At 61.9% G+C, this 23776-nt stretch carries 21 protein-coding genes; 16 read left to right on the top strand and 5 right to left on the bottom strand.

Annotated elements, in window-relative coordinates:
- The first annotated feature begins 17 nt into the window (after window positions 1–17).
- The 3 genes from EH165_RS09145 to EH165_RS09135 are packed head-to-tail and all read left to right on the top strand — an operon-like array spanning window position 18 to window position 2689.
- Window positions 18–827, top strand: coding sequence for an isoprenyl transferase (locus EH165_RS09145; RefSeq protein ID WP_124799186.1), 810 nt, complete (start codon window positions 18–20; stop codon window positions 825–827).
- Entirely contained in the window at window positions 824–1861 is a 1038-nt protein-coding gene (locus EH165_RS09140; protein WP_206425881.1) for a permease, read from the top strand. Before EH165_RS09145 ends, EH165_RS09140 begins: the two co-directional genes overlap by 4 nt.
- A 30-nt stretch (window positions 1862–1891) precedes the next feature.
- Complete coding sequence (locus EH165_RS09135) at window positions 1892–2689, top strand: TIGR03943 family putative permease subunit (protein ID WP_124799185.1); 798 nt, start codon at window positions 1892–1894, stop codon at window positions 2687–2689.
- 104 nt (window positions 2690–2793) lie between these two features.
- Here the strand turns inward: EH165_RS09135 and EH165_RS09130 are convergent, their stop codons facing one another.
- The 3 genes from EH165_RS09130 to lpdA are packed head-to-tail and all read right to left on the bottom strand — an operon-like array spanning window position 2794 to window position 6939.
- Entirely contained in the window at window positions 2794–3681 is an 888-nt protein-coding gene (locus EH165_RS09130) for a TIGR01777 family oxidoreductase (protein ID WP_124799184.1), read from the bottom strand.
- Window positions 3678–5519 carry a 2-oxoglutarate dehydrogenase, E2 component, dihydrolipoamide succinyltransferase gene (sucB, locus tag EH165_RS09125; RefSeq protein WP_124799183.1) on the bottom strand — a complete coding sequence of 614 codons (1842 nt, stop codon included), beginning with the start codon at window positions 5517–5519 and terminating at the stop codon, window positions 3678–3680. Before sucB ends, EH165_RS09130 begins: the two co-directional genes overlap by 4 nt.
- Window positions 5520–5562: 43 nt before the next feature.
- Entirely contained in the window at window positions 5563–6939 is a 1377-nt protein-coding gene (gene lpdA / locus EH165_RS09120; RefSeq protein WP_124799182.1) for a dihydrolipoyl dehydrogenase, read from the bottom strand.
- Between the two features lie 26 nt (window positions 6940–6965).
- On the opposite strand from lpdA, the gene EH165_RS15800 reads away from it, so the two are divergent.
- A complete protein-coding gene (locus EH165_RS15800) occupies window positions 6966–7541 on the top strand; it encodes a hypothetical protein (RefSeq protein ID WP_206425880.1) in 576 nt (191 codons plus the stop codon).
- A gap of 116 nt (window positions 7542–7657) precedes the next feature.
- Here EH165_RS15800 and EH165_RS09110 read toward each other — a convergent pair whose 3' ends face one another.
- Window positions 7658–9106: a leucyl aminopeptidase gene (locus tag EH165_RS09110; RefSeq protein WP_124799181.1), complete on the bottom strand. Its 1449-nt coding sequence runs from the start codon at window positions 9104–9106 to the stop codon at window positions 7658–7660.
- A 111-nt stretch (window positions 9107–9217) separates the two neighbouring features.
- Between EH165_RS09110 and gcvT the strand changes: the two genes are divergently transcribed.
- Both gcvT and EH165_RS09100 read left to right on the top strand, forming a co-directional pair.
- Window positions 9218–10336: a glycine cleavage system aminomethyltransferase GcvT gene (gene gcvT, locus EH165_RS09105; RefSeq protein ID WP_124799180.1), complete on the top strand. Its 1119-nt coding sequence runs from the start codon at window positions 9218–9220 to the stop codon at window positions 10334–10336.
- A 156-nt stretch (window positions 10337–10492) separates the two neighbouring features.
- Window positions 10493–11587 (top strand): branched-chain amino acid aminotransferase, encoded by a 1095-nt coding sequence (locus EH165_RS09100; protein ID WP_124799179.1) that lies wholly within the window; start codon window positions 10493–10495, stop codon window positions 11585–11587.
- A gap of 123 nt (window positions 11588–11710) precedes the next feature.
- On the opposite strand, the gene rpmB is transcribed toward EH165_RS09100, so the two are convergent.
- Complete coding sequence (rpmB, locus tag EH165_RS09095) at window positions 11711–11905, bottom strand: 50S ribosomal protein L28 (protein ID WP_124800425.1); 195 nt, start codon at window positions 11903–11905, stop codon at window positions 11711–11713.
- Window positions 11906–12198: 293 nt separating this feature from the next.
- On the opposite strand from rpmB, the gene EH165_RS09090 reads away from it, so the two are divergent.
- From EH165_RS09090 to mutM, 10 genes are all read left to right on the top strand, one after another.
- Window positions 12199–13134 (top strand): hypothetical protein, encoded by a 936-nt coding sequence (locus EH165_RS09090; protein ID WP_124799178.1) that lies wholly within the window; start codon window positions 12199–12201, stop codon window positions 13132–13134.
- A gap of 94 nt (window positions 13135–13228) precedes the next feature.
- Entirely contained in the window at window positions 13229–15535 is a 2307-nt protein-coding gene (gene recG / locus EH165_RS09085) for an ATP-dependent DNA helicase RecG (protein WP_239020509.1), read from the top strand.
- Between the two features lie 192 nt (window positions 15536–15727).
- Window positions 15728–19108, top strand: coding sequence for a pyruvate carboxylase (locus EH165_RS09080; RefSeq protein WP_124799177.1), 3381 nt, complete (start codon window positions 15728–15730; stop codon window positions 19106–19108).
- 6 nt (window positions 19109–19114) lie between these two features.
- Complete coding sequence (gene rsmD, locus EH165_RS09075; protein ID WP_124799176.1) at window positions 19115–19675, top strand: 16S rRNA (guanine(966)-N(2))-methyltransferase RsmD; 561 nt, start codon at window positions 19115–19117, stop codon at window positions 19673–19675.
- Window positions 19672–20145, top strand: coding sequence for a pantetheine-phosphate adenylyltransferase (gene coaD / locus EH165_RS09070; RefSeq protein WP_124799175.1), 474 nt, complete (start codon window positions 19672–19674; stop codon window positions 20143–20145). Before rsmD ends, coaD begins: the two co-directional genes overlap by 4 nt.
- A gap of 170 nt (window positions 20146–20315) precedes the next feature.
- Window positions 20316–21080 (top strand): DivIVA domain-containing protein, encoded by a 765-nt coding sequence (locus EH165_RS09065; protein ID WP_124800423.1) that lies wholly within the window; start codon window positions 20316–20318, stop codon window positions 21078–21080.
- Between the two features lie 198 nt (window positions 21081–21278).
- Entirely contained in the window at window positions 21279–21857 is a 579-nt protein-coding gene (locus EH165_RS09060) for a YceD family protein (RefSeq protein WP_124799174.1), read from the top strand.
- Between the two features lie 2 nt (window positions 21858–21859).
- Window positions 21860–22039 (top strand): 50S ribosomal protein L32, encoded by a 180-nt coding sequence (rpmF, locus tag EH165_RS09055; RefSeq protein WP_124799173.1) that lies wholly within the window; start codon window positions 21860–21862, stop codon window positions 22037–22039.
- A 4-nt stretch (window positions 22040–22043) separates the two neighbouring features.
- Window positions 22044–22847, top strand: a complete 804-nt coding sequence (rnc, locus tag EH165_RS09050) for a ribonuclease III (protein WP_124799172.1) — start codon at window positions 22044–22046, stop codon at window positions 22845–22847.
- Window positions 22840–23688: a bifunctional DNA-formamidopyrimidine glycosylase/DNA-(apurinic or apyrimidinic site) lyase gene (gene mutM, locus EH165_RS09045; protein WP_124799171.1), complete on the top strand. Its 849-nt coding sequence runs from the start codon at window positions 22840–22842 to the stop codon at window positions 23686–23688. The genes rnc and mutM overlap by 8 nt, the downstream gene beginning before the upstream one ends.
- The last annotated feature ends 88 nt before the right edge of the window (window positions 23689–23776 follow it).

Here is a 23776-nt window from a genome sequence, read left to right as displayed (position 1 = left end):
ACAAGCGCCAGCTCCGGATGGGGAAAAGTACGGTGACGCCGGAGATGAACGGTGCGAGCAAACCGCAGGTACAGCCACCCGTACCGCACCCGTCAGGGGAGTGTGCCCCACAGATTCCTGCAATGTTCGTGCCGAAGCACGTAGCCCTGGTGATGGATGGCAACGGGCGTTGGGCAAAGTCCCGCGGACTGCCGCGCACCGAAGGGCACAAACGTGGTGAGGCGGCATTGTTCGACGTCGTTGAGGGTTGCATTGAGTTAGGCGTGAAAAACCTCTCTGCGTACGCGTTTTCCACCGAAAATTGGAAGCGCTCGCCGGAGGAAGTGAAGTTCCTGATGGGCTTTAACCGCGATGTAATCCGTCGCCGACGTGACGGTATGCACGCCCGCGGAGTCCGCGTCAGGTGGGCTGGCCGTCGGCCCAGGCTCTGGCGAAGCGTCATTAATGAGCTCGAGGCAGCCGAAGAACTCACCGCTGGCAACACGGTGATGACCTTGACAATGTGTGTGAACTATGGCGGACGCGCCGAAATCGCCGACGCTGTCAAACAAATCGCGCTGGGCGTTGCTGCCGGGACGATCAATCCTCACAAAGTGGACGAGGCCATGGTCGCGCGTCACTTGGACGAACCGGATATGCCAGATGTTGACCTTTTCCTGCGTTCTTCCGGGGAACAGCGCACCAGCAATTTTTTGCCCTGGCAGTCCGTGTACGCCGAGATGGTTTTCCTCGATACCCTTTTCCCGGATTTTGACAGGCGCGACCTGTGGCGGGCCTGCCAGATCTACGCCGACCGCGACCGTAGATTTGGCGGCGCACAGCGGTGACTCCGGCATCGGTAAGCCCTGCATCGAAGAGCCCAGGGTCGAAGAGTCCTACGGACGCGCAGTCGAAATACCGTCCCGGCTCGCTGGAAATCTTCGGAGCCATTCTGTTTCTGGCCATCGTCTTTCGCGGCCCGCTGAAGTCGCTGCTCAATCACGGAGGCATGCAGACGTGGTCGACCGTATTTATTGCCGTCTGCGTGCAGGCGACACCGTTCCTAGTCTTGGGCGTGGTGGTCAGCGGCGCCATTGCGGCTTTCGTTCCCGCGCGGGTGTTCGCCAAGCTACTTCCAGACAATCCCGCACTGGCAGTGCCCATTGCGGGGATGTGCGGCATCGCGTTGCCCGGCTGCGAATGCGGGTCGGTCCCCATCGCGAACAGGTTGATGGATCGCGGGGTGCGCACCAGCGCCGCTTTGGCATTTCTGCTCTCGGCGCCCGCGATCAACCCCATCGTCCTGGTGGCCACGGCGGTAGCGTTTCAGAATGAGCCGCGAATGGTGTGGGCACGGCTGGTAGGAGGGCTTCTGACTGCCGTGATCGTTGGCTGGATTTGGGAGCGGATAGGCCGTCCGGAGTGGATGAAGCCGCGGGTAGATCTGCGTGATGACGACGACGGAACGCCGAAATCGCGGATATTCCTGTCGACCGTTGCCGGGGATTTCGCCCAAGTGGCGGGCTTCCTCGTGATCGGCGCCGCTGCCGCTGCCACCTTCAACGTCTTGATCCCCGCAGGTTTCATGGAGCATGTCGGATCGTCAATAGTGCTGACCATCGTGTTGATGGCGTGCTTGGCCTTCATCCTCGCGCTGTGCTCCGAGGCGGATGCCTTCGTTGCCGCGGCTTTTACCACCATCCCCTTCATCGGCAAGCTGGTGTTTTTAACAGTGGGACCCGCGGTCGACGTCAAATTGGTGGCGCTGCAAGCTGGAACCTTTGGCCGCAAATTTGCGGTCCGATTCGCGCCTTTGACGTTCATCGTCGCGTTGGTGACGGGAGTGGGCGTCGGCCTTCTCTTCTTCGGAGGATGGCGATAATGCGCAGGTGGCCAAGGAATCGGTGGATCGGTGAATAAAGAAACCCAGTCGATTGTGACCACGATGTTGGGAGGGTTGCTGATTTCCATCACTCTGTCCGGCATTTTTACCTCGTACGTGAAGCCAGGCTTCCGACCCGTGCTGTTGACAGCTGGCGTCATCTTGGTGGTTGTGGGGATCCTGAATTTGCTGATGACGATTCGCGACGACGTGCGTGCGGCAAAAGCTGCAGAGCATGCCAAACAGAGCGAAAAAAAGACCCACGGGCATGACAGCCACGGGCATGACACTCATGGGCATGACCACAGCAAGTCCAAGGCTCCGTGGCTGATTATGGCGCCGGTGCTGGTGCTACTGCTGGTGGCGCCACCCGCGCTGGGTGCGGATTCTGTTGAAAGGTCGACTGTTTGCCTCAATAACGGCGGAGACGGCCTCGTCCACCCCAGCCGTCGGACCGACCCATCACCGCCGCTGCCGGACGGCTCACCGCCGCAACTCACCATGGCGGACTTTATCTCTCGGGCCTTGTACGACTCGTCGTATTCGGTAGTCGACGAAGATGTTCGGGTGACGGTGTTCGTCGTGCCGTCATCCTGCAAGGAGGGCGGATATGATCTGGTGCGGCTGCGCATATCGTGTTGCGCCGCAGACGCTTTCGCGCAGCGGGTTCATGTCGATGGCGACTCACCCGTGCCAGCGAATACTTGGGTGAACGCTACTGTCCGAGCAGTCAAAGACACTGGTGACGAGGGAAACAACTATATTCCCAGCGCCACAGTGGTCGCGTTGGAAACTATTCCAGCGCCGGATGAGCCCTACGAATCGTAGGTTCCCACCGTTGTGGGCCAGCTCACATCGCGGCCGTTGGAAGCACTGTGATGTCTATTGCTGCTTCCAGCGTCCCCAAGTGGTTCGATTGGGGTGAATTCGGTTTAGCTCAGTTCGGCGCGAAGGGCCTCGTGCACTGTGGCATGGCTGAAGGTGAAACCCGCATCTTCTAAGGCAGCGGGAATGGCGCGCTGCCCAGTGAGGACTTCCTCGGCAAAATCTCCCAAAACGGCATGCACGGCGAAACCGGGAATGATCCACGGTGTCGGACGCGACAGGATTTTGCCGATTTCTTTGGTGAATTGCGCGTTGGTCACAGGTTGCGGTCCGGTGAGGTTCGCCGGTCCGCTGAAGGTGCCATTAATCAAAAACATCGTGGCATCCACCCAGTCGTCGACCGAGATCCACGGCCAGTACTGCTTCCCAGATCCGATCCGTCCGTTGACGAAAAGCTTGGTTAGCGTCCGTAGTTTGGGTATGAGACCCCCCTCTGGGCCCAAGACGAGCCCAGTGCGAAGTTTGACCACGCGAACGCCGCCGTCGGCAGCAATGTCGGCAGCCTCTTCCCAGTCTTTGCAGACTTTCGCCAGAAACGTTCGTCCCACCAGGGCTTTTTCGTCGATGATCTCGCTGCCGCGGGGACCGTAATATCCGACCGCGCTTGCATTGATGAGAGATGGCACGCCCTCTGCGATGCACCGGGAAGCAAGCAGCTTGGTCGGATTTACCCGCGAGGAGGTAATGAGCTTCCGGTACTCATCATTCCAGCGCTTATCGGCCACGCCGACGCCGCACAGGTTCAGCACAGCGTCGGCGCCTTCGAGGATTCCCTTGGGTAGCTCGCCCGAGTCAGGATTCCACTGGACCTCGTTCGCCGCCGAAGTTGCGCGGCGAACAAGGGTAGTTACCTCGTAGCCCTGGGCGGTGGCAGCAGCAACCACGCGGGGTCCAAGGAATCCGCTGACTCCTGCCGCCACCAGTCGCTTTGTCACAGCCCGAGATCTCCAGAGAAGTCGCCCGCTTCGAGGCGAATCTTCATTGCGCCAAGGAATCGCGAGGCATCCGCGCCGTCGATGTTGCGGTGATCGTAGGAGAGCGCCAGGTAGCACATAGACCGAATAGCGATGACTTCGTTGCCGTCAGCATCCTTGATGACCATGGGCCGACGCACGATGGCTCCGGTTCCCAAGATCGCCGACTGCGGTGGAACGAAGATGGGGGTGTCGAACAACGCGCCGACGGAACCCGTATTCGTGATGGTGAATGTGCCACCGGATAGCTCGTCAGGACCGATTTTATTGTCCCGAGTACGAGAAGCAAGATCAGCGATCTTGCGGGCGATGCCGGCAATGTTGAGGTCACCAGCTTCTTTGATGACGGGGACGATCAGACCGCGAGGGGTGTCCACGGCGATGCCGAGGTTGACGCCCGCGTGATAGGTGATCTCCTTCAGGTCCTCGGTGATCGTTGAGTTGAGAACTGGGAACTGCTTCAAGCCCTCGATGGCGGACTTCACGAAGAATGGCAGGAACGAAAGCTTGACGTTCTCGCGGGATTCGAAGCCGCTCTTGGCCTTGGAACGCAGATCAGCAATGCGAGTCACGTCCACTTCGATCACCGTCGTCAGCTGCGCGGCTGTGTGAAGCCCCAACAGCATGTTCTTGGCGATCGATTGGCGGATGCGCGGCAGCTTCTGCGTAGTACCTGAAAGTGCCGCAGCCTCGGCGCTGGGTGTGGTGGGAGCAGACGACGTTGCAGCAGCAGAAGCCGGTGCGACGGGCGCGGAGGGTGCAACGGCGGACGGCGCCGCGGCTGCTGCGGCCGCAGTCTTGGCGGCTGCGGCTGCAGTGATGTCCTCTCGCCGAATCCGGCCACCTACCCCGGTGCCCGTAACTTCGCCCAAGTCAACGCCGTGGTCAGCTGCCAGCTTGCGAATGACGGGGGTGACATAACCGGTAGTCGCCGGCGGTGTCGGGGGCTGCCACGCGGGTGCAGCAGCGGGTGCTGGCGCAGCAGCGGGTGCGGGTGCAGCAGCGGGTGCGGCTGCATCAGGTGCGGCGGGTGCTGGCTCAGCGGGTGCGGCTACTGCTTCGAGTGGCGCTGAAGTGGGAGCAGCGACCGGCGCAGGAGTGGCGGCGGGGCTCGGAGCGGATTCCGCTGGAACAGATCCGCCAGCGGTACCGATGACGGCAAGTTCGCCGCCCACCTGGGCGGTCTCGTCCTCGGCGACGGTAATAGAGAGCAGGGTCCCTGCAACCGGCGACGGAATCTCGGTGTCGACCTTGTCGGTGGAGACCTCGACCAGTGGTTCATCCACAGCGACGGAATCACCAACGGACTTGAGCCACCGCGTCACGGTACCTTCGGTCACCGACTCGCCCATGGCGGGCAACGTCACAGAGGTGCTGGATCCTTGATCAGGCGAGTCAGTCGAGGCGCCGGAGCCAGCAGACTCATTCGCCGAATCAGCAGGAGCGGCCGGTACTGGCGCGTGCGCAGCTGAATCTTCACCGGGTGCGGGTGCGTCGGTGGAGGGGACTTCAGCCTCTGCCTCGGTCGCGGGCTCGGCTGCTGGTGCGGAGCCGCCACCAGAACCGTCGCCGATAATCGCCAAGTCGGCGCCTACCTCTGCGGTCTCGTCCACCTGGACCACGATCTTTTCCAAGATGCCAGCAAAGGGTGAGGGGATCTCGGTATCAACCTTGTCGGTTGAAACCTCCACCAGCGGCTCGTCGACCTCGACGCGATCACCCTCGTTCTTCAACCAACGGGTAATGGTGCCTTCGGTAACGCTTTCGCCAAGGGCCGGCATTTGCACGGACTGGGACATGCGGCGAGTCTCCTATTTTTTGAGGGTTTTGAGTGCTGGCTGGTCAGTTATGGACATGCAAAGGCTTGCCGGCCAAGGCTAAGAACGCCTCACCCAGCGCTTCGGTTTGAGTGGGGTGAGCATGGATCAGGGGTGCAACATCCTCGGGGAATGCTTCCCAGTTCACGGCTAGCTGAGCCTCGCCGACCAATTCGCCGACCCGTGCACCGACCATGTGAATTCCTAAGACCTCACCGCCCTTGCGGCGAATAATTTTGATGCCGCCAGCGGTCTTCAAAATCTGTGACTTCCCGTTACCGCCGAGGTCGTAGACCAAAGTCTCGATATTGTCTGCTCCGTGAAGTTCCTTGGCGCTGGCCTCGGATGACCCGACGGAGGCGATTTCTGGATCGCAGTACGTGACCTTTGGGATGTTGGCGTCGGTGATTACCCGCGGTGCCAAGCCAGCGATTTCTTCGGCGACGAAGATGCCGTGCTGGAAGCCGCGGTGCGCGAGCTGCAAGCCAACGACGATGTCGCCAACCGCATAGACGTTCGGCAGGTTGGTGGCCAAGCGCTCGTTGGTGGTCACGAATCCGCGATCCATTGCCACGCCCGCTTCTTCGAATCCGCAGCCCGCCGTCATGGGGCCACGACCAACGGCGACCAACAGCAGATCTGCCTGCAAGGTCTCGCCGTTCTCCAGGGTGACGGTCACTCCCGCATCGTCCTGGGTGACGCCGCTAAAGCGGACTCCCACCTTGAAGTTGATCTTGCGCTTACGGAAGGCGCGCTCCAGGATCTTCGAGGCCCACTCGTCTTCAACGGGGACCAATCGCGGTAGGCCCTCGACGATCGTGACATCGGAACCGAAGGACTTCCACACAGATGCGAACTCAACGCCGATGACCCCGCCGCCCAGAACGATCACGCTCTTGGGCACGTAGTCCAATGTGAGTGCTTCGTATGAGCTGATGACGCGGCCGCCCAGTTCGAGACCCGGCAGCGTGCGGGAGTAGGAACCGGTAGCCAGGATGACGTTCTTGCCGGTGTAGGAATCGCCACCGACACGGACGGTGGTCCCGCCTGCGAACGTGCCCGCCCCTTCCACGACGGTGATCCCGCGGGATTTCACTAAACCTTGCAGGCCTTTGTAGAGGCGGGCGACGACGCCGTCCTTGTAACTGGCCAAGCCAGCCATGTCGATGCCGGAGAAGGTTGACTGAACACCGAACTGCGCTCCTTCACGGGCGTTGTCCGCTACCTCGGCCGCGTGCAGCAGCGCTTTGGTCGGAATGCAGCCCCAGTGCAAGCATGTGCCGCCGAGCTTGTTCTTCTCGATAAGCGCCACGCTCTGGCCCAGTTCGGCTGCGCGCAGTGCGGCGGCGTAGCCACCGGACCCTCCGCCTAGGACGACCAGGTCAAAGTTGTTCTCGGTCATTGCTGGTGGGACTCCTCAGTGATCTCATGGGAGCAGGGTGGGCTGCGGTAGAGACAGCCACGCGTGTCCCAGACTCCATCACCTATTCTCGCACCTTTGCCATGTTTATCCAGCGCCCGGGGTCTGGTGACTGCGTATCGTTCACCATCAACGTAATTACGCTGGCCCGTCAATGGGAGAGGATCAAGGCACTCCCGCGGCCCGAACAAGGGCAGTTGGTCAGGTCAGCGGCTCTGTGCCGCGGTCAGGAAGGTCTTCGCATGGGTTGGTTCAGTCGTAAAAAGAAAATTGGCTCACCCTCGAGCTCCAGCGACGAACGGGAAGAAACCGCTGCCTACCTTGATGAGTGGGTCAATTCGCGACGCGGCGTCGAAGTGTATGTGGAGCCGAGAACTTCGATGACAGAATCCACGATGATGCTGGTCGGCCACGACGGTGAGTTCACCCGGCGGCCGATTAGTTCGCCGGATGAGGCGAAGCAGTTTGCACGTCATCATTCGATCCCGATCTACGACGCGACCGTTGTCGGGTACCCGCAGCGGATGCGCGACTATTCACGTCGACAAACTCTGCTGGCCAAGAGGGCTCGATCCAGCGATTAACGGCGTGCTGCGTCAAACGTTCGCCGAGCGGTGCCCTGGTGCGCCGATTTCGGCGAGATGTAGGTCATAGCCCACCGCTCGGCGAGAGGTGGGGGAGAGGTGGGGGAGGGCCAGCGTCAGGCCCCCGCAATGTCCTCCAGCACGGCCAACAGGGTGCGTACGGGGATTCCCGTGCCACCCTGGCCGGTGTAGCCATACGGCTTTGAGGTATTGAATGCGGGACCGGCGACGTCCAAGTGGGCCCAGGTCAGGCCCTCGGGGACAAACTCCTTGAGATAGTGCGCTGCGACAAGCATGCCGCCTGCGCGGTCGCCTGCGACGTTGGCGATATCGGCTATCGCCGAGTCGAGCCCCTCGCGCAGTTCCTCCGGCATCGGCATCGCCCAGCCACCTTCGCCGACCTCCCTTGCCAACAGTGCGATGCGGTCTCGGAACGCCTCTGTACCCATGACTCCCATGGTCCTGTTTCCAAGAGCAACCACCTGAGCGCCCGTCAGGGTGGAGGTCTCGATCAGGAAATCCGGCTTGTCCTGGACCGCTCGAACAATGGCGTCAGCAAGAACCAGACGCCCTTCGGCGTCGGTGTTGAGCACGTGAACCGTCTTGCCGCCGAAGTGGGTGAGTACGTCGCCGGGACGGTAAGAACTGCCGGAGGGCAGATTCTCCGCCAGCGGCGCGGTCGCGGTGATAGTGATCGGCAGCTTGAGGGCTGCTGCGGCGATGACGGTCGCGACTACGGCTGCTGCACCTGACATATCGCTCGTCATATGGTCCATGCCAGCGGCTGGTTTGATGGATAGCCCGCCGGAGTCGAATGTGATGCCCTTCCCGATCAGCGCGACCGTGGCCTTGGATCGGGTGGGTGTGTAGGTAATCCGAACGAGGCGTGGTGGCCGCGACGATCCCGCCCCGACTCCGAGAATGCCGCCGTAGCCACCTTTGGCCAGAGCCTTCTCGTCCAGGATTTCAACCTTGAGCCCAGCTTCGGTCGCAGCAGCGTTGGCGCGTTGGGCGAAGACAGCTGGCGGCAGGTCGTTAGGGGCAGTATTGACCAGATCGCGGGCCAGGCCAACGGCTTCCGCCCCGATGACGGCCCTGCGCAGGATCGACTTGTTTGCTGCGGAATTGGCTTCGGTGAAAAGCACAAACTTTTCGACCGGCTGCTTCTTGGGTTCTTTGTAGGCGTCAAACACGTACGCCCCCAGCAGATGCCCTTCGGCTGCTGCGCCGATGTTGAGCCGCGACAGCAAACTGCCGACGCTCCGGTTACCGGCAAGTGCGCGGGAGGCTGCTCCGGCTGCTTTGCGGATCCGCTCCGGGGTGAGGTCGGACTGCGGGCCCAGGCCGGCGCCCACGATCCGTAGCGCCTTGTAGTGGGCGGGAGCTGGGATCACGGTGGTCTCGCCCGGACGGCCCGTGGCTCCTGCGACGGCGAGTAACTCTGCCAGGTCGCCGAGAGCTGGATCGGCGGCGATTGGTCCATCATCGCTCGCATAGAGGCCGATCACGAGGGCTTCGACTGCGGCGGTAACCGGGTTAGCGGCGGACAGGGCTGCTGAGCTCATTGCGGTGGTGCTCCTCTTTCGTTAAAAAAGGCCGGACGGATTCCGATGCTGGCCGATATAGCAGTAGACGGTAGCTGGCGCCGGTCTTGACCTTCTCGCTACCGTACTTCTATGACCACTCCCGCAGACGAGTTGCTGCTTTCTCCCTTACATTCTGCCCACCTCGCTCTTGGCGCAACGATGGCGCCGTTTGGTGGCTGGCAGATGCCGATTTCCTATGCCAACTCAGGAGTTGTCGCCGAGCATCAGGCGGTCCGAAACTCGGTCGGCATCTTTGACGTTTCCCACCTCGGTAAAGCCAGCATCACCGGTCTGGGGGCAGCGGAGTTCGTGAACCGTTGCTTCTCAAATGATCTCACGCGGATTGGGCCGGGCCAGGCGCAATACACCCTGTGCTGCAACAACTCCGGCGGTGTCGTGGACGATTTGATCGCCTATTACGTGAGCGATGAGGAAGTATTCCTTGTCCCGAACGCCGCCAATACCGCTGCGGTGGTTGAGCTTTTGTCCGAGGCCGCCCAGGGTAGCGGTATCACCGTCACGAATCAGCACCGGGATTTCGGCGTGATCGCAGTTCAGGGTCCGCAGTCGGCCGCGACGCTGGCAGCGGTGGGCCTGCCCACCGATCTGGAGTACATGGCTTGGGCCGACAGCGAGTTCCAAGGTTTGCCAGTGCGAGTGTGCCGAACCGGGTACACCGGCGAGCACGGCTACGAGCTACTTCCCGCTTGGGATGTTGCGCTGCCGCTGTGGGATTCGCTGCTCGCCCAGGCCGATGCTATCGGCGGCCGAGCCGCAGGACTTGGAGCCCGAGACACTCTGCGGACCGAGATGGGGTACGCCCTGCACGGGCAGGATCTTTCGGCTGACATCTCGCCCGTGCAGGCACGATCCGGGTGGGCCGTCGGCTGGAAGAAGGAGGAGTTCTTCGGGCGCGATGCTCTGCTCGCGGAGAAGGAGGCTGGCCCGTCGCGGCTGGCATGGGGTCTGCTGGTGTTGGATCGGGGCATACCCCGCGCGCACCAACAAGTTATGGCCTCCGATGGGACCGTCATCGGGGAGGTAACCTCCGGGACCCACTCGCCAACTTTGGGTCAAGGCATCGCCTTGGCGCTGATCGATACTTCGGCCGGCCTGGGTGAGGGTGATGACGTATTGGTGGATGTTCGCGGGCGCAAACTCGTTGCCCGCATCGTGAAACCGCCATTCGTCACCTCGCACGTGCGGTAGCTCGTGAGGTCGCCACTGCGCCGAGCGGTGCTCTATGGGCCGAATGTTCCCGGGTTCCCGCGCACTAACGCACCGCTCGGCGCAAGTGCGAGTCCCTGGAAGCTGGCCTTGCCCCGCGTTTTAGTTTGACGTCAGAGCAAGCGATATTGTGGCGCCATGACTACACAGTTTTCTCGCACTCCCAATCCGGCGCCGGCCAGCGAAACAAGCCGACGCGCCAAGCTGGAATCTCCAGGCTTTGGCAAGCACTTCACCGACCACATGGTCATCATCGACTGGACGGGCGACAAGGGCTGGCATGACGCCCGACTCGTTCCATACGCACCGTTCTTGATCGATCCGGCAAGCATGGTGCTGCACTACGGCCAAGAAATTTTCGAAGGCATTAAGGCCTACCAGCAGCCCGACGGAAGTGTCTCGACATTCCGACCGGGCGAAAACTCGGAGAGGCTTAACAACTCGGCGCGCCGGATGGGAATGCCGGAACTGCCCGAAGAGCTCTTCGTTGAGTCACTGCGGGTGCTGGTGGAAGCCGACCGCGCGTGGGTGCCGTCTCGCGCGGAGGAGTCACTGTACCTGCGGCCCTTCATGTTTGCCGCCGAAGTCGGTCTGGGTGTGCGGCCAGCAAGTCGATACGTCTACGCCGTTATCGCCTCGCCAGCGGGTGCCTATTTCGCTGGCGGCGTGAAGCCGGTGAGTGTCTGGTGGTCGACGGAGTACGTGCGCGCGGCGCCCGGGGGTACCGGCGCCGCGAAGACCGGCGGCAACTACGCCGCCTCGCTCGCGGCCCAGGCGGAGGCGGCCCACAAAGGCTGTGACCAAGTCGTGTGGCTGGATGCTGTGGAACGCCGCTGGGTCGAGGAGATGGGCGGGATGAACCTGTTCTTCGTTTTTGGCTCAGGCAACGAGATCGAGATTGTCACCCCGGAATTGAGTGGCTCGCTGTTGCCAGGTGTCACCAGACGCTCGCTCTTGCAGATTGCCCGTGAGCTCGGTTACACCGCTACTGAACGCAGAATCTCGACCGATGAGTGGGACAAGAGGGCTGCGGCGGGCGAACTCACCGAGGTCTTTGCCTGTGGGACGGCGGCAGTGGTCACGCCGGTCGGATCGGTCAAGCACGAGTCCGGTGGGTTTGTCATTGGCAACGGGGAGCCTGGTCCCGTGACGATGCAGCTCCGCGCGGCCTTGACAGCCCTACAGGTGGGCGACGCGCCAGACCCAAACGGTTGGATGTACCCGCTCTGCTAGAGCGAGTCAGACGTGACCTGCCACACCCGACGCCTGGAGTGGCAGGTCACGTTCAGTTGGGAGGGAATAGCAAAAAGCGGCAACAGGAACCGGGGTTCCCGTCACCGCTCTTGGCGAAGTAAATTACGCGCTGCGAACGACCTTGCCAGCCTTCAGGCAGGAGGTGCATGCATTGACCTTGCGGACGGTTCCCGGCTTGATCAGGGCGCGCACGGCCTGAATGTTCGGGTTCCAACGACGCTTGGTGCGACGGTGGGAGTGGGACACGTTCATCCCAAAGCCAGGGCCCTTGCCACAGACATCACAGACGGCAGCCACTTGGCACACCCCAATCAAATATTCGCATTCGACTTCAAACCCTGATGATGTTGGGCCGGACGCGTGAGCAGACATGGAAGAACCCGGCCGAAGCCGGGCAACCTTGCAAGAGTAACGCCCGATCGTCGCACGCGCAAAATCAGCTCCAGCCCTCGCGGGAAGTTCACCCCCCGGCGCAAGCGACGGGCAGGATGGGCGGGGCGGGTCATCACCATCCGGTCTGATCCACCTCAGCAATTCTGCCGCCTGCCACAGCGCTTGCCGCTATCAGTCATCCTCCCGAAAGAGACGCCGTGAGCGAAAACCCTGACTCCCACCAACAGCATGGGGAGCGCGCAGAGAACAGAGAGGGCCTAGGCGCTGCAGCAGGCAGTAGAACCTTGGATGCAGTGGTGATCCAGCTCTGGATGGACAGGGTTGCGGAGCACCTGCACCTCCGGTCGGTTTCCGACGCTGTCGGGGCAGAGCGTGCGGGACGAGCCCTGCGCGAGCGGGTCCCGGTGTGGACGGGGAAGCTTATGGCGGCGGCGGGACTAGGGGCGGGTGAATCATCCTTCGCCCCGCCCGATGTCCATGGGGCCAGAGACCTGTGGCGGAGCTTGGGCGCCCCAGCCTCTGTGCTCGCGGTTCTGGAACGCTACTTCGGAGCCGTCGCCAGCGGAATGGCCAGTGCCCGCATCAACGACCTCGAATCCTCGCAAAACGGGTGTGCTCCGATCGTTTTCGCAGCGGGCCTGCTGGCTGGCGCCGCCGCACTGGCTGACGCGACACAGAGCGGTCAGGAATTTTGGGGGGCCGAAGCACGCGCTGCGGCAGCCGCGGCGTCCTCGGCGGTAGACCCAGCGGGCGATGGTGCTTCGTTGGCTGCGGTAGTCAGCGCTGCGGCAGCAGGGTCCCTGCCCAGGGGTGCTGCGGCGGGCGCGGTGTCGCAGGTCCTCGAAGCACTCGCTGCTGTCCTGCTGCCCTCGGCGCGGATGCCGGAAGGCAGCCCGGGCTCTTTCCGGATTACCTTCAGCAGCAGTGGCGGATACGCCGAACTGACCGATGCATTGCTCTGGTTAAGCCTCGACATGTCGTTCGGTCCTGCTGGCTCCGGTGTCGGAACCGGCGTGGTGTTGCTCACGCGGCAGCCGGGCGAGGCCATCGAAGCTGCTGTAGCGGTGGGCAGATTGTGGGATTTGAACATCGATTACGTTGCCGAGCCGGCCCTGGTCCGAAGGGTGATTTAGCGTTGTCGGTGTTCAGGGAGAGACTGGAGCACCCAGAGCAAGTGCACGAGAACCGGCGAGAGCGCGAGTTCTGATCAACGGAGAGGAACCAAGCGTGGCCGGCACGGACCAGCAGCCCAGGGGTGTGGGGCTAGGCGACAAGCTCAACTCACTGCTCGGCGCTCGGACGGCGAAACTGCTGGAGCAGAAGTTGCAACTCGTCACGGTCTCGGATCTGCTGCGGCACTACCCGCGCAAGTACAACCGCCGCGGCGAGTTGACGGACATGCGCTTTCTGGTGGAGGGCGAACGAGCCACCATCGTGGCCAAAGTCACCGGCGTCAAGGTGAGGGAATCACAGCGTAAAAACGTGCCCGGTCCGAAGGGGCGCCTGCACGTTCTGATCCTCACCATTAGTGACGGAACGATGCACATCGAGTGCAGCTTCTTCAATCAACGCCATCGGATGAAGGACTTCACGATCGGGACCAGCGCTATTTTCTCGGGCAAGGTGAGTCGGTTCAGAGACACAGTGCAAATGAGCTCCGCTCACGCCGAGACTATGGCGAGTACCCATGACGGAGCGGGAGTTGATCACATAGCAGAACTCGCCGGGGTTACCGAGGCGATCGAAGATTTCGGCAACGGCATCACCCCGATGTATCCGCTTGCCGAAGGCGTGAGCCTCTGGGTGATCCAGAAGTCGGTGAAACTTGTTCTCGACCAACTGGATTCGGTCGTTGATCCACTCCCCACGTCACTTCTGGCGCATCGCGGCTACACCGACTTGGCGACGGCGCTGCGTCACATCCATCGGCCGGTGGACGAGAAGACTCTGGAAAATGCCATTACGCGCCTCCGCTTCGACGAGGCGCTGGCAATGCAGCTCGTGCTGGCGCAGCGCCGAGCGCGGATCAAAAGCTACCCGGCCGAGCCGTGCCCACCCCGCGCCGGCGGCCTACTCGCCGCGTTCGACGCGCGCTTGCCGTTCGAGCTGACCCACGGGCAACAAGAAGTGGGTCGAGCGATCAGCGACGACCTGTCAACCCTGCACCCGATGAACCGGCTGCTTCAAGGGGAGGTGGGGTCGGGGAAAACTGTGGTGGCGTTGCGCGCGATGCTGCAGGTGATCGACAACGGCCGCCAGACGGTGTTGATGGCGCCGACCGAGGTGCTAGCGACCCAGCACGCACGCTCGGTACGAGAAGTCCTGGGCCGGTTGGCCTCTGGCGGCGAACTGGGCGCCCCCGATGGCGCGACCAAGGTCACACTTCTCACGGGATCGCTCGGTGCCGCGGCCCGCAAACAGGCGCTGCTGGACATCGCTTCCGGGCAGGCGGGGATCGCCATCGGAACCCACGCACTTCTGGGCAAGCACGTAATGTTCGCCAACCTGGGGTTGGTGGTGGTCGACGAGCAGCACCGCTTCGGTGTGGAGCAGCGCGATCAGTTGCGCGGAACCAACCCTGAGACATCACCGCCCCACGTGCTGGTGATGACTGCCACCCCGATCCCGCGCACTGTAGCCATGACGGTGTACGGGGATTTGGAGACTTCGGTGCTGCGCGAGCTACCCAAGGGCCGCACCCCGATTGTCACCAACATGGTTCCCGCGCACGCGAAACCTCATTGGCTCGAGCGGGTGTGGGAGCGGGTACGGGAGGAAGTCGCGCAGGGGCGCCAGGTTTACGTGGTGTGCCCGCGGATCGGTGACGTGGGGCCCGACGGCCCCGATACCCTGAGCGGCTTCGATAGCTTCGATGGCAGCGAACCAGGAATGTACGAGGGCGCCGATGACGATGGAAAACGTCAGGCTGTGGCGGTTGTTGACGCGCTCACCGAACTGAGTGCGGGCCCACTCGCCGGTCTGAAGTTGGCGACGCTGCACGGGCGCCTGAACGCGAACGACAAAGACGACACTATGACGGCATTCAAACAGGGTCAGATTGACGTCCTCGTGGCGACCACCGTCATCGAGGTCGGTGTAGATGTCCCCAATGCCACCATGATGGTGATTCTGGACGCCGACCGATTTGGGATGTCCCAGCTGCACCAACTTCGCGGCCGCGTCGGACGAGGAGGGCACGCTGGGTACTGCTTCCTGGTGACGCAGGCGCCGGAAGGGAGCCCGTCGCTGCAGCGGCTTTCAGCCGTGGCCGCAACCCTCGACGGCTTTGAATTGGCGAAGGCCGACCTTGCGCTGCGCCGCGAGGGCGACATCCTCGGCAGGATCCAAGCGGGACGTTCCAGCAGCCTTAAGTTGCTCTCTTTGCTGCGGGATGAAGAAATCATCCTGATGGCCCGAGAAGATGCGATCAAATTCGTTGCTGATGAAGAGGACTTGAAACGTTGGCCCGGTCTGGCAGAAATGGCCAATGCGCTCATCGCCGAAGTGACTCAAGATTTCCTCGAAAAAGGCTGACCGGGAATCCCTCCGGACGCTCGGTGCGGGTCCGCGGGTGAGCGCACGCTAACGTTTTAGGACGCACGGCTTCGGCACGGCGCAAATTTCCGAGGCAAACGTCGCATCAACCGATCCGCTTTACTTCACGAATTGTCTCTCGAAAGAACCTTTTCGCCTGCTGACGCTGTTCAACCGCAAGGAGACCGACAGGTGTTTTCTAAAGTCCTGGTAGCAAACCGCGGCGAGATCGCCACCCGTGCTTTTCGCGCCCTCTACGAGCTGGGCGTGGGGTCGGTGGCGGTATTCCCTTATGAGGACCGCAACTCACTCCATCGGCAAAAAGCAGGGCAATCGTTTCAAATCGGTGAGGTGGGGCACCCGGTGCGCGCCTACCTGGATGTCGACGAGATCGTCAGGGCCGCAATTGCTTCGGGAGCTGACGCGGTCTATCCCGGTTACGGCTTTTTGTCTGAGAATCCGAACTTGGCGCAGGCGTGTGCGGACGCGGGCATTGCCTTCATTGGCCCCGCCTCGTCAATTTTGGAGATGGCCGGAAATAAATCCACCGCTGTTGCTGCCGCCAGAGCGGCCGGTATCCCGGTGTTGGAATCGTCGGAGCCATCGGAGGACATCGACGAGCTGATCGCCGCCGCCAACCGGGTGGGGTACCCGGTTTTCGTGAAGGCGGTTGCGGGCGGAGGCGGTCGCGGGATGCGCCGCGTCGACACGCCCGCGGAATTGCCAGAGGCCCTGCAGACAGCGATGCGCGAAGCGGAATCAGCGTTCGGTGACGCCACAATGTTTCTGGAACGCGCTGTTATCGAACCACGGCACATCGAAGTACAAATCTTGGCCGACGCGGCGGGCAATGTGGTTCACCTGTACGAGCGGGACTGCTCGGTGCAGCGCAGGCATCAGAAAGTAATCGAAGTGGCGCCGGCGGTCGGACTGGACCCCGCGTTGCGGGAGCAGATCTGCGCCGACGCGGTGGCTTTCGCCCGTCATATCGGTTACGTGAACGCGGGCACCGTTGAGTTCTTGGTCGATGCGCAGGGCCGCCACGTCTTCATCGAAATGAACCCACGAATTCAGGTGGAGCATACGGTCACCGAGGAAATCACCGACGTGGATTTGGTGTCCTCGCAAATCCGAATCGCTGCTGGCGCTACTTTGCCCGAACTTGGTCTCCTGCAGGAAAATATCCGGATCCGCGGCGCGGCACTGCAATGTCGCATCACCACCGAGGATCCCACCAACGGATTTAGGCCCGATACCGGCAAAATCACCACCTACCGCAGCCCCGGCGGGGCCGGAGTGCGTATCGATGGCGGGACGGTGCACGCTGGCGCCGAAGTGAGCGCCCACTTCGACTCTTTGCTGGTCAAGCTGACCTGCCGCGGCGCCGATTGGCCCACTGCTGTGCGGCGCGCCCGCCGCGCGCTGGCCGAATTTCGGATCCGTGGCGTGTCCACCAATATCTCCTTCCTGCAGGCGGTTCTCGATGACGAGGACTTCGCTGCGGGCGGTGTCACCACCTCCTTCATTGAGACTCACCCGCAGCTTTTAACCGCTCGTTCCTCCGCCGATCGCGGTACCAAAGTGCTGACGTACTTGGCCGACGTCACGGTCAACCAGCCCCATGGTGCGGGCGTTGGCTTGATCGACCCATCCCTCAAAATCCCAGTTTTTGACGCCACCGAGCCGATACCCGATGGCAGCAAACAACTTCTGACTAATTTGGGGCCAACTGGCTTCGCGGCTGCGTTGCGGGCCCGAAAGACCCTGGCCGTTACCGACACCACCTTCCGGGACGCGCACCAGTCGTTACTCGCAACCCGGGTGCGTAGCCGGGATCTCGTTGCGGTGGCACCCGCGGTGGCGCGCTTGACGCCGCAACTCCTTTCGGTCGAAGCGTGGGGCGGCGCGACCTACGACGTGGCTCTCCGCTTTCTGGCGGAAGACCCGTGGGAGCGCTTGGAGGCCCTGCGCGAAGCGGTCCCCAATATCTGTTTGCAGATGCTGCTGCGGGGGCGAAACACCGTGGGATACACCCCTTATCCCACTCGGGTCAGCTCTGCCTTCGTTGCCGAGGCGGCCAGAACCGGCGTGGACATTTTCCGCATCTTCGACGCTCTCAACGATGTCGAACAGATGCGACCCGCGATCGACGCGGTACGCGAACTCGGAACTGTGGTTGCGGAAGTGGCCCTGTGTTACACCGGTGATCTGTCAGATCCTGCCGAGAAGCTTTACACGCTGGACTACTACCTCGCCTTGGCAGAGAAGATGGTCAAAGCTGGCGCGCACATTTTGGCAGTCAAGGACATGGCGGGCGTGCTCCGAGCCCCGGCGGCAACCACTCTGATTACCGCCCTCCGTAAGAACTTTGATCTGCCGGTGCATCTGCATTCCCACGACACCGCGGGCGGCCAATTGGCTACCTACCTCGCCGCGTCTGCCGCAGGTGTCGACGCCGTCGATGTTGCTGCGGCGCCGATGGCCGGAACCACGTCGCAGCCACCGATGTCGGCCTTGGTGGCGGCTACCGATCACAGCGATCGGGAGACTGGCCTCTCGCTCAAGGCGGTGAACGATCTCGAGCCGTACTGGGAAGCAGTGCGTTCGGTGTATTCGCCGTTTGAATCCGGCTTGACGGCGCCAACAGGCCGGGTTTACACGCACGAGATCCCCGGAGGGCAGTTGTCGAATCTGCGGCAGCAGGCGATTGCGCTGGGATTGGGCAATCGGTTTGAAGACATCGAAGCGGTGTACGCCGCCGCTGATCGAATGCTCGGGCACCTGGTGAAAGTCACTCCGTCATCGAAGGTGGTGGGGGACCTGGCATTGCACCTTGTGGGCGCAGGTGTTTCGCCCGGTGAATTCGAAGCCAATCCCGGCAAGTTCGATATCCCGGACTCCGTCATCGGGTTCCTCTCCGGCGAACTGGGTGATCCGCCCGGCGGTTGGCCGGAGCCTTTCCGCACCAAGGCATTAGCGGGGCGCACTTTCACCCCGGCCAGTGCGGTGGTGTCCGAGTCCGATTCGGAAGCTCTACAGCGCTCCCCGCGGCCCACGCTGAACCGGCTGCTCTTTCCCGGACCCGACGCAGAGTTCCGGGCCTCACGCGAGGAGTACGGGGACCTGTCCGTGGTTCCGACGCCGGAGTATCTGTACGGGCTTCGCCAAGGAACGGAGCATGTTGTCGACCTTGAACACGGCGTCCAGCTCTACATCGGGTTGGAAGCAATCGGCGAGGTAGACGAGCGTGGGATGCGCACCGTGATGGCCACTCTGAATGGCCAGATTCGACCATTGCAGATCCGCGACAGGACGGTCGCGGTAGACGTTCGCGCCGCTGAACGCGCAGACACAGCCAACCCGTTACACGTGGCCGCGCCGTTCTCCGGCGTGGTGACGCTGCAGGTTGACGAAGGCGACACGGTCGAACCGGGGGCCGTCGTGGCAACAATTGAGGCCATGAAGATGGAAGCGTCGATCACGAGCCAGACAGGCGGAGTCGTGTCGCGGACGGCCATTGGCCAGGTCCAGCAGGTCTTGGGTGGCGATCTACTCATGGTGTTGAAAGGCTAAGTAGCGATGACAAGAGTGGTAGCCGGGCAGTGGGGCGGCCGAACGCTAGCTACCCCGGAGGGCCCGCACACACGGCCGACTTCCGAAAAGGTAAGAGCTGCGATGGCAAATTCGCTCCAGGCGGCCGGGGCCTTGGCGGGCGCCAACGTGCTTGACCTGTTTGCAGGCTCTGGGGGGCTGGGGTTGGAACTCGCCTCGCGAGGAGCTGCGTCGGTCGTATTGGTAGATAATGATCGGGCGGCAGTGGCCGCTGCACGGGCGAATGTTGAGAAACTGCAAGCCACTTCGGTGCGAGTGGTGCCAGCGAGCGCCGCCGACTATGTGGCGACCGCCGTAGGCACCACCAAGTTCGACATAGTTGTCGCTGACCCGCCCTACCCGCTAACCACCCAGGAGCTCGCCCAGATTCTGTCCATCCTGCTGGAACGTGGCCTGCTCAACCCGGGGGCGGATTTGGTCGTGGAACGCCCGAAGCGGGCCGGTGAAATGGTCTGGCCTGACCCGATGGTGGGCCTCCGGACGAAAAAATACGGTGACACCCTGCTCTGCTACGGGCGGGCACCATGAGACGCGCCGTGTGTCCAGGGTCGTTTGACCCGCCCACGTTCGGACATTTGGACATCATTGGACGTAGCGCAGGACTTTTTGACGAACTGACCGTTGCGGTGTTGGTGAACCCCTCGAAAGACGGCATGTTTAGCGTCCCTGAACGCCAGGAACTATTGCACGCCACTACATCCGAGTGGAAAAACATCACCATTGATTCGTTCAACGGATTGCTGGTCGATTACTGCCGGACCCACAGCATTGATGCCATCGTTAAGGGACTCAGGGCGGTATCCGACTTCGACTACGAGCTGCAGATGGCGCAAATGAACAAGCGTTTGACGGGCATCGACACCCTGTTTATGCCGACGAGTCCAGAATTTTCGTTTCTCTCGTCATCGTTGGTGAAGCAGGTGGCCCGCTACGGCGGGGACGTTTCCCATTTGTTGCCCGATGTCGTCCACACCGCAATGCAGGCCAAACTCGCCTGAGTCACGGCGACGGGCTCTGGGTGGGCGCTGCGGTGGCTGGTGCGGAAGGTCAGTTTCAGTGCCGCCCGCGTGGCACCACCCGATGCGCCGCTGGGCTTGTCACACTGATCAGGTCAAATTTGGTAGGGCAGGCGAAGTGGCGGCTGCGCGGAGAAAGGTGAGTGCCCATCGTGTATCGGGTATTCGAAGCGCTCGATGAGCTAGTGACGATTGTCGAAGAGGCCCGCGGCCTGCCGATGACGGCGTCTTGCGTGGTGCCGCGGGGGGATGTTCTTGATCTCCTCGACGATGTCCGAGACGCGATTCCCGGTGAGGTGGACGACGCGCAGGACGTGCTCGACCACCGAGACCAGATGATCAACGAGGCACGCGCGACCGCTGAGAAGACTCTCAGCGACTCCGAAGCCAGTGCCACCCGGCAGGTTGCCGAAGCCAGAGCGGAGGCTCAGGAAACTGTTGCCAGCGCTCGCGAGCAAGCAGAGGCGACTGTCTCGGGCGCGCAGGCAGAAGCCAATCGTCGTGTCGAGGACGCCACCGCTGCAGCGGAGGCCATCATGGCGCGGGTGCAAGCTGACGCCGATCGCACCATTCAGTCTGGGCAGGATCAGCACGACAACTTGGTGTCCCGAGGACATGGGGAAGCTGAGCGTCTTGTTGCATCGGGACGCGCCACCTATGAGCGGGCAATCGCTGAAGGCCGCGCCGAACAAGCACGACTGGTGTCGCAATCCGAAGTGGTGCAGGCTGCGCATGTGGAGTCGGCGCGGATCTTGGACGCAGCCCATGCTGATGTAGATCGGTTGCGTGCAGAGTGCGATTCGTACGTGGACGGGAAGCTCGCCGGCCTTGAAGAAACACTCACCAAAACCCTCCGTACCGTGGGCCGTGGGCGAACGTCCCTGCGTTCGGGATCCACGGCCGACTATCGCGACTGATCCGCTGAACCGGCAGTTGTTCCCGATTGGGTAGATCAGCGAACATCGACTACTCTGGGAGAGTTGCAGTTTGGCCGATGAAGCCCGCCTTCTTGCGGGCTTCGTTATCTGATCCGGCTAGGGTCAATACCCTGTTTTCAAGCTGGAATAGCGTTATGTGTCCGCCACAAGAGTATAAATTCACATGCAAAGAAGAGTATGACGACCACGCAGCCTGACCCGACCTCGCCTTGGGTGTACAACACCCGAGACATGGGGCGTCGCGCGGGCACCATGAAAACCCTCAAAATGAGCTTGGTCACGCCAGATTCGATGGGTATTCCGGTTTTGGCCATTCCGGCCGGTGAACAGGTCGCACTGAATCTGCGATTTGAGACCGTTCTCGAAGGTGTAATGGTGTCCGGCACCGCGATCAGCCGAGCCAAGGGGGAGTGCGCTCGGTGTTTAACCGATATCGATATCCCTGTTGGCGCTGATCTGCGAGAGCTGTATGCCTACCCAAATTCCCTGACGGCTCAGACGACGGAGGAGGATGAAATTCCTCTGCTGGTGGATGAGCTGATCGATCTCGAGCCGCTGGTGAGAGATGAAATTGTGGTGCAGATGCCGCTGGCTCCGCTGTGCCGCCCAGACTGCCCAGGCCTGTGTTCGGTCTGCGGTGAGCGGTTGGATGTTGTAGAACCCGACCATAACCATGAAATACTTGATCCTCGCTGGGCTGCATTGCAGGCTCAGTTCGGCGCGAGTAGCGAAGCAATACATTCAGAGGAGAATTAACCGTGGCTGTCCCGAAGCGCAGAACTTCCCGTGCAAACACCCATGCTCGTCGTTCGCAGTGGAAGACAACTGTCCCCACCTTGGCAACCTGCTCCAACCGCGCTTGCGGCGAGCTGAAGCCGCCGCATACCGCTTGCCCGACATGCGGGCAGTACGACGGTCGTCAGGTCATCGGGGCGTAACTCCATGGCGAAGTCGAGGTCTTTTACTGCTGACTCGACAATGCTGATCACCAAGCTCGGCGTCGAATTGGACGCCGAGCTTGTGGTGCTTGCCCTCACACATCGCTCGTTTGCCTACGAAAACGGTGGGCTGCCCACGAACGAGCGTCTGGAGTTTCTGGGCGATTCGGTGCTGGGGTTGGTGGTGACCGACGCGCTGTACAACGGTCATCCCGACTACACGGAGGGTCAGCTCGCTAAGTTGCGCGCCAGCATCGTCAATATGCACGCGCTTGCGGGGGTGGCCCGTGAAATAGGCCTGGGCGAATACTTGCGGCTTGGCCGCGGGGAGGAACTCACCGAGGGACGCAGCAAAGCATCGCTGCTCGCGGATGCTGTGGAAGCACTCCTCGGGGCGGTGTATTTCCAGCACGGACTCGAAGTCGCTCGCGAACTGATCCATAGGTTATTTGCGGCACTGATCACGGCGGCGCCGCTGGTGGGTGCTGGCCTCGACTGGAAGACGTCGCTGCAGGAACGGACTGCCAGTCTTGATCTGGGTGTGCCGTCCTACGAACTCACTGAAGTCGGACCAGACCACGCCAAGGAATTCACTGCGTCGGTGATCGTCGCTGGCGTTGACCGCGGCACTGGCACTGGCAAGACCAAGAAAGAAGCCGAACAGAAGGCTGCCTCTTTGGCCTACGGAGCGCTCTCTCCTGAAGTCCCCACGGATGAGGTCCCTACGGATGATCTGGTGAGCTCGGAACATCCTGCGGCATCGTCCGAGTCTGATCAGCCTGAACCCAGCGAATCCGTCGGTGCCTGAACTTCCCGAGGTAGAGGTCGTCCGGCGCGGACTAGATGATCACCTCGTGGGCCGCACGCTTGGTGGGGTTGAGGTCCTCAATCTCCGGGCCGTCCGCCGGCACGTCGCCGGGCCCGCCGACTTCACCGCGCTGCTACTGGGCCGGACGGTAACGGCGGCTAGGCGGCGCGGAAAATACCTGTGGTTTGCCCTCGACGATGGTGACGCGGTAATTGCGCATCTCGGGATGAGCGGCCAATTTCGAGTGGGATCAACCGTAGATTCCCCGCACCTACGAGTGCGCTTCTCTTTCCATGACGACGGGCCCGAGGTCCACTTCGTCGACCAACGCACCTTCGGTGGCCTCGCTTATTCGCACGGGGGAGCAGAGTTGCCGCCGGAGATCGCGCACATCGCGCAGGATCCGTTGGAGGAAACTTTCGATCTTGGCGCCGCGATCGCGCGCCTGCGAGCTAAAAATACCGGTCTCAAGCGCGCGCTGCTGGACCAGACCGTGGTCTCTGGAATTGGCAATATTTACGCAGACGAAGCGCTGTGGCGGGCGAAACTGCATTACGCACGTGCCACTGCCACTATGACGAAATCTCAGGCCGCCACGGTGATCACTGAAGCCAGCATCGTCATGCGGGAAGCGTTACTCGCAGGTGGAACTTCTTTTGACGCACTGTATGTCAGCGTCAACGGCGAATCCGGCTACTTCGACCGTTCGCTGAACGCTTACGGCCAAGCAGGTAAACCGTGCCCTCGCTGCGGCACCCCGATTGTTCGTGAGGCATTCATGAACCGCTCGTCTTCCAGATGCCCAGCGTGTCAGCCCAGGCCGCGTAACGCCCACGCCTGATCCGATGCTTAGAGTTGGAAGAATGTTTCCTCACGCCACAGTAGGTTCTGGGCCTCTGCAAGCCAGTGATGCCACACCCGGTGCGCAT

Origin of the sequence: Nakamurella antarctica, assembly GCF_003860405.1 — a bacterium.
Classification (GTDB): Bacteria; Actinomycetota; Actinomycetes; order Mycobacteriales; family Nakamurellaceae; genus Nakamurella; species Nakamurella antarctica.
This window is presented reverse-complemented; position numbering and strand designations above follow the sequence as displayed.